9 protein-coding genes and 1 tRNA gene are annotated in these 9,878 nt (G+C 39.7%); 5 read left to right on the top strand and 5 right to left on the bottom strand.

The window, feature by feature from the left end:
* Positions 1-84: 84 nt before the first annotated feature.
* Both CWC29_RS05610 and CWC29_RS05605 read right to left on the bottom strand, forming a co-directional pair.
* Entirely contained in the window at positions 85-1,110 is a 1,026-nt protein-coding gene (locus CWC29_RS05610) for a GGDEF domain-containing protein (RefSeq protein WP_128728389.1), read from the bottom strand.
* Between the two features lie 309 nt (positions 1,111-1,419).
* A complete protein-coding gene (locus CWC29_RS05605) occupies positions 1,420-2,460 on the bottom strand; it encodes an alkene reductase (protein ID WP_128728390.1) in 1,041 nt (346 codons plus the stop codon).
* A gap of 157 nt (positions 2,461-2,617) precedes the next feature.
* On the opposite strand from CWC29_RS05605, the gene CWC29_RS05600 reads away from it, so the two are divergent.
* A complete protein-coding gene (locus CWC29_RS05600) occupies positions 2,618-3,196 on the top strand; it encodes a TetR/AcrR family transcriptional regulator (protein ID WP_128728391.1) in 579 nt (192 codons plus the stop codon).
* Positions 3,197-3,225: 29 nt separating this feature from the next.
* On the opposite strand, the gene CWC29_RS05595 is transcribed toward CWC29_RS05600, so the two are convergent.
* On the bottom strand, positions 3,226-3,624 hold the full coding sequence (locus tag CWC29_RS05595) for a hypothetical protein (RefSeq protein ID WP_138524822.1): 399 nt from the start codon (positions 3,622-3,624) through the stop codon (positions 3,226-3,228).
* A gap of 82 nt (positions 3,625-3,706) precedes the next feature.
* A complete protein-coding gene (locus tag CWC29_RS05590; RefSeq protein WP_138524824.1) occupies positions 3,707-4,258 on the bottom strand; it encodes a hypothetical protein in 552 nt (183 codons plus the stop codon).
* Positions 4,259-4,734: 476 nt separating this feature from the next.
* On the opposite strand from CWC29_RS05590, the gene CWC29_RS05585 reads away from it, so the two are divergent.
* The 4 genes from CWC29_RS05585 to CWC29_RS05570 all read left to right on the top strand — a co-directional run bounded on the left by CWC29_RS05585 (position 4,735) and on the right by CWC29_RS05570 (position 9,208).
* The gene (locus CWC29_RS05585) at positions 4,735-5,412 is read left to right on the top strand and encodes a hypothetical protein (RefSeq protein WP_128728394.1); all 678 of its coding nucleotides are present in this window, start codon (positions 4,735-4,737) and stop codon (positions 5,410-5,412) included.
* A 136-nt stretch (positions 5,413-5,548) separates the two neighbouring features.
* Positions 5,549-6,430 (top strand): AraC family transcriptional regulator, encoded by an 882-nt coding sequence (locus CWC29_RS05580; protein WP_128728395.1) that lies wholly within the window; start codon positions 5,549-5,551, stop codon positions 6,428-6,430.
* A 90-nt stretch (positions 6,431-6,520) separates the two neighbouring features.
* On the top strand, positions 6,521-6,811 hold the full coding sequence (locus CWC29_RS05575) for a putative quinol monooxygenase (RefSeq protein WP_128728396.1): 291 nt from the start codon (positions 6,521-6,523) through the stop codon (positions 6,809-6,811).
* A 1,041-nt stretch (positions 6,812-7,852) separates the two neighbouring features.
* Positions 7,853-9,208 (top strand): hypothetical protein, encoded by a 1,356-nt coding sequence (locus CWC29_RS05570; RefSeq protein ID WP_138524826.1) that lies wholly within the window; start codon positions 7,853-7,855, stop codon positions 9,206-9,208.
* A 548-nt stretch (positions 9,209-9,756) separates the two neighbouring features.
* Here the strand turns inward: CWC29_RS05570 and CWC29_RS05565 are convergent.
* Positions 9,757-9,847, bottom strand: a tRNA-Ser gene (locus tag CWC29_RS05565).
* Positions 9,848-9,878 lie beyond the last annotated feature (31 nt).

Here is a 9,878-nt window from a genome sequence, read left to right as displayed (position 1 = left end):
ATCTCCTTGCAAGCGGTAGTTATTGAGGTTATTGCGAGTGTGCTTGAGTAGAAAAGCGACAATCGCCGCTTCTCAGATAAGCTATTAAAACAAATCTATATCAGAGCTCTCTTCCGGCGCTTCAATTTTATGCTCAGACAGCAACTCTTCATAAAAACAAAGCATATCGCGACCGTTATCTTTTGCGTAATAGAGCGCCTTGTCGGCATTTTCAAGCACAGTGATGGGGAAATCATATGGACTGATCCGAGACATTCCGACACTGACGGTGAGTTTTTTTACGAATGGAAAGTGGGTATTTCGTACCAGCTCCATAAACTCGTCCATCTTAGCCTTTATCGAATCGTAATCGGTTGGCTCAAAGACCAGTACAAACTCTTCACCACCGAAGCGAAACAATAAGTCTGTGGAGCGAAAAAACTGACGCATACGTTGAGCTAATAATAACAAGACTTCATCACCACACACATGTCCATAGTTATCGTTTACTTTCTTGAAGTGATCAATATCCATTATTGCTAGCCACGAGGTCGCGCCCTTATGCACCGAACGCACATCGCCATGCCACACCGTTTTGTGTTGTTTGATCACTTGCTTTTCGATCAATTGTTTTAGGCGCTTTTCAAAGGTTTGACGATTGAGTAACCCGGTGAGCTTATCACGCTCATTTTCGTGAAGAATGGTGAGGTAGTTTTCAAAAATACGGCAAAAAGCATTAAGCAGCACTTGATCTGCGCTTGACAACCCTGTACTTATGACCGCTATCGCACCGACAGGTCTGTCTAGAAGGCTGATTGGTACCCAACGATGCTCGGTGCCATCTTTAGCTTGTACTGTAATAATACAGGCTGATTGCAAGCAAGAAATTAATTCCTTATCAGGTTCTTTGATCAGGCTTCTTTCCTCCCAATCAAACTCCTTTTCAGATAGCTTTCTCAGTAATAAGCTTCTCTCTATCGCCAGCTCTCCTGGCACGAGCAGATCTTTATAAACAGCAACTTCTTTACAGCCTATAAACTCTTGAATAGTTGACACTAAGCTGTATTCAAGAGAATCGACGTCTCTCGTTTTTGTTATTCTGATAACGGAATTTAGTAAATCTTCTTGCATGTTCGACGCACTCACAACTGCATTGCTGGCATATTATTACACACTTAGCGAACAAATAAACTCCAAAGTACTCCTTTATTCCTATCAATGTTAAAAAATAAGCTAAAATCCAGTTGACTATTAATTAGCAAATGCCTGACAGTAAAATACTTAAAACACATTCAAGCTAAATGGATAAAGATGGCAACTTTTTATACCAAAAAAGTTGCCGCTTTCCCTCTGACGCTAGCTATAAGCTTATGCAATATACAAAAAAATGCCAAACTTAAGTGTCTGGCATCCCTCTAAATTCATACTTATGGATTGGTTTTAGTCTAATGTCGCGAGCATAGACTCATCATACTCTTTCACGGCTTGGCCTGCTTGCACCTTCTCCACATAATCAGGATTAGCAATAAACGGCCTACCAATCGCCAATAAGTCAAATTTTTGGTTTTGGATAGCCTCAGCACCTGATTCAGCTGTATAACTCCCCACACCTACCAACGTTCCTTTATAAATACTACGCAAATAAGCTGAGACACTACCGCCCAAATAGTCAAATTCCATCGCGTCGTCGAAAATACCTACGTGTAAATATGCCAAGTTACGACTGTTTAACGCTTTAATTAGGTAATCAAATACCGCTCTGTCTCTTTGGTCACCATCCATATTGAAGTAAGCCCCTGGAGATACTCTCAGCCCCACCCTATCGGCACCGATTCGCTCAGCAACAGCATCTGTCACTTCCAAAGCGAAACGGCTCATATTTTCTGGTGTTTGACCATACTCATCGATACGCTGGTTTGCGGCATGATGTAAAAACTGGTCAATTAAATAACCATTGGCACCGTGAATTTCAACTCCATCAAAGCCTGCCTCAATCGCGTTTGCTGCCGCTTGGGCATAATCGGCAACAAGTTGTGCGATTTCTTCCTGAGTTACCGCTTTAGGAGTTTGATAGGTGAGTTCACGCATTCTTGGAACCGTCCCCTCAATTCCAATAGCCGACGGTGCTAAGACCTCCCCATCAAAAAAGTATGGATGAGCTACACGTCCAACATGCCACAACTGCGCAAACATTTTGCCACCTTCAGCGTGTACAGCATCTGTTACTTTTTTCCACCCTGTAATTTGTGCCTGTGTAAACAAACCTGGGGTATTCGGGTAGCCTTGCCCATCAGGGCGAATAATCGTTGCTTCACTGATGATTAATCCAGCTTTGGCTCGCTTAGCGTAGTACTTCACCATGTCATCGGTAGGTACTAAATCGTCGCCTGCCATACAGCGCGTCAGTGGCGCCATTAGGATGCGATTATTGAGTGATATGGTGTTATTTAGTTTAACATTTTCAAAAAGTACCTGTGGCATTTATGACTCTCCATATATTTGAATATACATTCAAGATAGGGATTCTTGAATTATTATTCAAGTTAAACCTTTACATTTTTTTCATTGTTATCAAAAATGGGCTGAAGTCTTGGTATAATGGTGATGTTTAAACACATTTTGTGCACTTAGGAAATCAATGAGAACAGCTGAGTTTGATAGAGAAACCGTACTGAGAAATGCCATGCAAGCATTTATGACTTATGGCTACAACAAAACCAGTATGCCCAAACTGACCGAAGTAACCGGACTCCATCCGGGTTCTATCTACTGTGCGTTCAAAAATAAAAAAGGTTTGCTATTAGCTGCCATAGATCAATATCAAGCAGACCGACGAGTCCACTATCAACAATTGTTTGCAAATAGCACCAGCCTTCGCTGTGCACTTGAGCGATTCTTACAAGATCTTGTCGCAGAGTGTTTAGGCAACGAGTCAAAAAAAGTGTGCTTGCTCACCAAAACGCTTAACGAAATCGGCGAGCAAGATGCTGACATTCAAACAGCACTGAGTACTAACTTAAGCCAGTTTGAATCACTTATCAGGCAACAGTTTTTGATTGCATGGCCCGATAGTGAAGCGTTTAGTGAAGAGGAAGCCACAAATAGAGCCCGTTTTTTTATTATGTCTGTATATGGTATTCGAACTTATGCAGCGACTCAGTGCGACAGCTCACACCTAAATGCGCTGGCGGATAGGTTATTGGAAGTCTCAATTTAAATATTTATTCATCAGCATAGCGTGTATTTTCATCGATACTTTTCGTACAAGGAGTCAATTGAGTATTCAAACAGCGCTTTTATGTGATTTTTAGCCTCTGGAATCGAGACAAGCTCAAAATCGAGGGAAGCTGATTTACCACCAAATAGTCCAAAAGCAGCTGGCTTAGACACAACATCCAAAGTTAGTAATCCGCGATTATTTTCTATTGGTGTCAATTGGTAAGACGCGTACTTACCGCCTTCATTTCCAAGTATAAAAAAGAACCCACCACCTTCCCCAAGTGCCTCAAACAATTCCAATTCTTTGTCCCAAGGGTAATGATCAATAACATCGCAAGCTTCACGATAAGAACGTAGTTCTTTTTCATAATTGATGAGCTCTGTGCCACCGTCACGATGTTGGTAATAGACTTTAACTCGTCTCATTAAACTTTCCTTATCCACTCACATCACATTTTTTGAGAATTTGCTGGCGTAGAAAAACCTTTAGCAGCTTAGTTGACATACTCTACATTTGCGCCGCAAATACGTCATGTATTTTCTCTTGCGTTAGCTGGTTGAAATCACCGTCATGATAGTTTTCGACATATTCAATAAAGGCGCTTGGAGTGGTAGTAATAGCTGACAGAAGCCAGCTCGAACCGTCATCTTCATCATTATTAAACTCTACTGCTCCTTGAGACCAAGTCGCTTCATTATCAAGTCGCCACATACAAAATGTGACCTCTTCTATTTCGAAAGCCTCGTCATTCAGTACTTCCAACAGCTCTGTTGGCGCTCCCTCGTACATACCCGGCCATACACCGTACTCTTCTTGAGCATGAGGGCTAACTTCCGATCCATGATCGAACCCCTTGATAAGGATCGACTCGTCTTTGATCACGACAACAATATTGTCGCCGCCCCCATTTTCGTAAGTCGCGATATCAATACCAAAAACCCAATTTTCGGTATAAGTAAAACAGCGCAAATACTCATCATCTGAGATTTCAATATCTAATGCCGCGCTGGCCTTAAGGGCCAACTTTAATTCCTCATTTGATATTTTGTTGAGTTCCATCTTTTTTCTCTATGTTGGAGGTAAGTTATTGAGCGCTTCATTGTAGTTTCGAGATTTCATAACTCAACTTTTCCTGAATTTTTTCAAAAAATACCGAGTGTCGCATAGGCTCTACTAAAATTAAATTAAAAACAATTAGTTACAACCATCCATAGCCCAGAGTTGTATTTGTCTGCACTAATTAAAATAGCCTGTATTACGCTATGCTCTGGTATTACTGCTCCTTTAAGGCTTAGCTGCCAAACACGTGGTACTCCCTTTGCCAAAACCAGTTGTCATTTGCTCTATCACACATCAAGCTATATAAATGGTCAACTAAAGTCGCTCATAATTCTTGATAGTAATGACCACCTTTCATTTGTTAGCATTAGTCGCAACATACGAGGAATGTTATTTCGCTTTTGGTGAAAATGTTAGCACCGACCTACTTTTTATACAGAAAAAATTAATACGCGTTAGTTTTACAAGGAGACTAGGTGAAAATACTTAAATTTATTTTGATCCTTTTGTGCATTACCACTTTTTTATCTATTTTCATTTTTAACAAGGAGGCACTTGCATGTGAAATTACACCGTTTATGGGATTTAAAGAAACTTACCCAGAAATTTATGCTGATGACTCCATGAAAAAAACAGAGCAAGGAAATTTTATTGAATTGGTGCAAAAAGCAAAAAAAAGAGTTGATGAAGCTTTTGGTAAAATGAGCTCCAATCCAAGGTATATTGTGTCCAAAAACTCAACATACTGGAAATTTGGTTTCAACCCAACAGGGATGGCGCGAAGTTCATTATTTAGGGAGTGTGTGTTTATTGGCCCCAAAGGCATTAATATTGATGTGATTGCACACGAGACAGCACATGCAGAGGTGTTCCATAGAGCTAACTTTTTTACTAAAAATTTTAAAATGAAACCTTGGCTACTTGAAGGCTCGGGTACTTATGTAGACTACAGGCATCCACTACTACTAGAGAACATAAATATTGATAGTTCAAAAGTAAATCAAGTAATGGAATTATCAGACTTTTCTCCTCGAGAAATTTGGGCTTATCAAGCATCAAGAGTCGCATTTGAAAAAATTGATCCTAAAAAACTCTACGAAGGCATAGATAGATTAAATTCAGGTGAAAGCTTTGATGCCGTGTTTGCAAAGTAAAGCTAAGCGACACTTAAATAAAGTGCATCAAAGCGACCCTTTAACACTTTTCGCTACAATTTTAGCTAACTTTTATCTGTCAATTATGCAGACGTAAACTTTAAGCCTACCTGAAAACTTAGCGGCTTTTATAAAAATGAAAACAATTTTTGAACATACTCAATCTAGTGTTTTAGTGCTTCCTCAAGCTCTATTTGCGATCAAAGATGTGGCTGTTGTTAGTCATCATAAAAACTCTGTTATTTTTTATAAAAGTCTTGAGCGGGACTTGGTAAACGTTGAGTTTTACATCAATACACCATGTTTGATATATATTGAAAGCGGACGTGAGGTCATTACAAACCGTGACAACGACACGATTGAGTTGAAGGCAGGAAGCGCAATATTTCTCCCTCAAGGGCTAAAACTACAATCTGATTTCGTTAAAGAAACGGAGTCCTTAAAAGCTTACTTGGTATTTTTTGATGACAGTGTTGTTGTGGATTATTTGAGTAAATTTAAAAAGCCCTTAGATTGCCCCAATAGCGCGCCAACCTTTTGCTTGTTGGAAGGTTGTAATGACTTCAGTGCTTTTTTTGATTCAATTATAGGTGATATAAAATCACCTTCTTATTTAAACATTAAGCTGCAAGAGCTACTCCACCTTATTTCTTGGAAAGACAACCAAGCCATTTTTCATTCCGTACTATCCTCAAAAAGGTGCATCCCTCCTCGGCGAAACCTTATTCGACTACTAGAAACGCTTGATGTACTTCATCTCACTGTTGGTGATTTAGCGCATTTATCAGGGAGAAGTCTTTCTAGCTTTAATCGTGATTTCAAAGCGACTTACAAAGTTACACCACAAAAATGGTTGCGAGAAAAAAAACTATCTCAGGCTAAAATATTGTTAGTAGAAAAAGAGCTGTCTGTGACGCAAGTTGCTTTGACAATGGGCTATGAAAATGTGTCAGCCTTTATCAAAGCATTCAAGCTTCAGTATGGTATAACTCCAAAACAAATAAAACGATGTAAATGACGGAAAATCGTTAGTTTTGACATTCCTTGGGTAGTTGGTGCTCGGCAGGTTAGATAGTCTGAGTGAAGATAACCATAAGGAGTAAAACAGATGAGTGTAAGAGTTACCCTAAACTGCCAAGTAAAACCTGAGCAATTTCAAGCCCTACTTCCCTTTTTAGAACACAACTTGCCCAACGTTAGAGGTTTTAAAGGAAATTTGCAGGTTAGCGTTTTATATGACGAAGAAAATGATGAAATGCTTTTGGATGAGGAGTGGCTAACGGTAGAAAGTCATCTAGCATATTTGAATTTCATTAATAATAACGGTGTATTGGAAAAACTGAGTTCATTTCTCAGTGCACCACCTGATATTAAGTATTTTAACAAGATAGAAGTTTAGTTATCCCCAAAAATCGTTTGAGGAACACTAAGCGACTTTTTAAGTAAAATTTATAAGACTATAAAATGTGGCTCGTTATGTAAGCTAATATTTGACATGAACTAGGTTATAAAATTAGTAAATAATTGAATATTTGATCACTATCAAATTGCATATAGAGCCCAATGTAACATTTTTTCTAATATTTTGAACAAAGCAGCATTAGCCGATGCAAAGAAACTAAAGCGACAACTCTATGCTGCTATCTAATCAAATTTACATGGAAAACATGATGAACAGTTGGATATTTTTTGCAGGTATCATCGCGCTATTGACGTCACTTATACATATCTTTGCAGGTCAACTAGACCCTATTAGGCCACTGCTTAAAAGTGACCTACCTGATATAGGTAAAGCTACTCTCTTAAGTTGCTGGCATCTAGTATCAACTATTTTGGTCCTTTCCGGAGTCTCCTTAACTATTATTGGCTGGTACGACTTAAACTCATTTCACCATTTAGTCATCGGGATCTCGATTTGCTTCATTATATTTTTTATCGTTTTTATATCAGTTGGCTGGTATTTTTTTAAGTTACAAACGTTCATTAAATTACCGCAATGGATTCTATTATTGCCAATTGGCATTTTGGGGAGTATCGGTATCATGTAAAGACATCAAACCAAGCCAATGATCATAAAGCTATCCCCCGTAGTTGGAAATAGTGATGGGTTTGATATTCCATCAGCTCAGCTGACAGACTTACTTTGGTATCGCCACGTCTGCGAGCTTTTCAGAATAAACTTCCAGAGCAACTGAACTATGCTACTATCGAGCTTATAGTAAAACCTTAACAAAAATGCAGAAACTTCTCCTAATGCTTCGAGGGATTTGGCTATGTCTAATGCCTAAGTGCGAATGTTTTAGCACCGCTAATATATCAGTTAGTCCCAACTATTATAGAAGCAAACAGGAAGAACAGTATTTATTTCTACTATTTTACCAACAAACTCTTACTTAACACCTATATAAGAAAGGGTTAACAAACCACAGGGACAGACAATATGGATATATCAGATACCCGATGGCGCACTAAAACCAAAGCTTCACCTGCTACCTCATATCGTTCGAATACGGTCACCAACCAGAACAATACACGTAATACACAGGTGTCTGTTTCTTCATTGGCAGTGAAACTAAAAGAAGCACAACAGGCGATTGACGCAGCTCGTTTAAATCAGCAATCATTTCCACAGAATAACAACGTTTTAACGTGGCAAGCGCAAAGCAATCAAGAAGAGATTAATTCGGCTAAGTGGGAGTTTGAGCAACTGTCCAAACCTCAACTGGAGACTATCGCCATGGATCCCAGTAACACCTTTTCAAAAGCAGAGAAGGCTGCTGCTTACGAAAAGTGGCATGCACTTGATCAACGAGCGTTGTCTGAGCTGAAGCGGAACGCCCTCAATGATGATAATGCAATGACATCATTTGAAGCTGCGCTATACACACATAGCCAGACATTCTCAGAACTCGGTAAAGCTATGCTCCCTGATGATTATCTTTCGCAAGCACAGTCACACTTTGAGTCAGCGCTTCAAGGCGTGAATTTATCAGCGCATACTATGAACAATCAAGCCACGCAGTACTATAGGCTAATGGTTACAGACCTGTTTGCCGGCAATGAACCAAAAGTGCACAATGGCGCTGAAGGGATGTCTTCACACAACTTAGAACGCAGCAACTATGACTTTTTGACTCAAAAAGACCGATTTATGCTAGCTGATCTATATCAATATGCAGATCAAAATGACATAGATTTCGAATATATTCAAAAGCTCGCTAATGACATAGGAAACTACCGACGACATGGTGATGGCAAATTACTCAGTAATTTCAACGAGGGACATTTTAATACCGAAGGCCAAAAGCTTACCGTCGGATTTACGCAAAGAGATCAAGCCTCTATAGATAGCCTGATGAATAATGGTGCACTATCTTCCAGCACTCTGGACGCGGGCTTTGTATCTTTTATCACAGACCCTGGCCTTGGCGCACTCTCTCACCAAGGAAGCTACCAGTTTCTGGCACATATAGCGGAGGTAACTGCCGGTATTGCGACCAGTGACTCAGCCACGCAATTTAAAACGTTCACCGAGGCAAGTAGCATCAACGAGCGCTATGTCATTACCCAATCCGAAGAACGTATGCCCCTTCCAGAACCAGATGTGACATGCAAAAATGGGGTCTGTGAGGTAACCGAAAAAGGACGGAAAAATGGCGTAACCTTAACGCAAAATACTCAAATGCTCGCACCGCCTATTGAGTTCAAGCCCGCTCAATTTGATACCCTACTCCACCTACAAAGCGACCCCAATACTAAGAAATCAGTCTGGTTCAAATGGCTTTTAGAAAAGTAATTTTTAAACTTAAAGTGGGCGTTTCGTATTTTTTGTAAATAAGATAGCGAAACTCGCTCAACCTCATGTTCGTTTAGCTTTATATCGCTGAGACATTTAAGTCGAGTTATACCAGTTGTATTAAGTAAATGATCTATCTTGAAGCGGGGAAATAGCTTTAGTAGCACCGCTCTCGCGTCCTGCTACCGCTAAGGTACCTATATCCATATAGGCAAGGCAAAAATTTTGCTATTTATTTGTTCTAAATGAGAAATTTTTAACGAAGCTAATATGCTATTTCACCCTTCAAATTGATTAGAGAATTAATTCAATTGGTATTAGATCACGGATACTGAACTCAAATTCGTACGACTATGCCGTTTGCGACTCCAGCCGATAATCTAAGGCTAAACTACACAAGCAAAGGTATTTTTAAACAGAAATGACGTAAACCAGTATGGCTTTTGAAGATGCGCTGTATTTAGGAAATAAAAGCGAAGTTTAGGGTTATCATAGTCCCCAAAAGTACGAGCAGCTTTTAGTAGATGATTGATTTAAATAAAGAGGAATGGCGGAGAGAGAGGGAGTCGAACCCTCGATACGCTATAAACGTATACACGAGTTCCAGTCGTGCGCCTTAAGCCACTCAGCCATCTCTCCGCACTGAATTGCGGGGCTAATACTATGAAAA

It is taken from the genome of Pseudoalteromonas galatheae (assembly GCF_005886105.2).
Lineage (GTDB): Bacteria > Pseudomonadota > Gammaproteobacteria > Enterobacterales > Alteromonadaceae > Pseudoalteromonas > Pseudoalteromonas galatheae.
This window is presented reverse-complemented; position numbering and strand designations above follow the sequence as displayed.

Bases quoted from the DNA above. Each gene is read 5' to 3' on its own strand.
- CWC29_RS05600 (WP_128728391.1), top strand. From the start codon at position 2,618: ATGAGAACAGCTGAGTTTGATAGAGAAACCGTACTGAGAAATGCCATG.
- CWC29_RS05575 (WP_128728396.1), top strand. From the start codon at position 6,521: ATGAGTGTAAGAGTTACCCTAAACTGCCAAGTAAAACCTGAGCAATTT.
- CWC29_RS05605 (WP_128728390.1), bottom strand. From the start codon at position 2,460: ATGCCACAGGTACTTTTTGAAAATGTTAAACTAAATAACACCATATCA.
- CWC29_RS05595 (WP_138524822.1), bottom strand. From the start codon at position 3,624: ATGAGACGAGTTAAAGTCTATTACCAACATCGTGACGGTGGCACAGAG.
- CWC29_RS05580 (WP_128728395.1), top strand. From the start codon at position 5,549: ATGAAAACAATTTTTGAACATACTCAATCTAGTGTTTTAGTGCTTCCT.
- CWC29_RS05610 (WP_128728389.1), bottom strand. From the start codon at position 1,110: ATGCAAGAAGATTTACTAAATTCCGTTATCAGAATAACAAAAACGAGA.
- CWC29_RS05590 (WP_138524824.1), bottom strand. From the start codon at position 4,258: ATGGAACTCAACAAAATATCAAATGAGGAATTAAAGTTGGCCCTTAAG.
- CWC29_RS05570 (WP_138524826.1), top strand. From the start codon at position 7,853: ATGGATATATCAGATACCCGATGGCGCACTAAAACCAAAGCTTCACCT.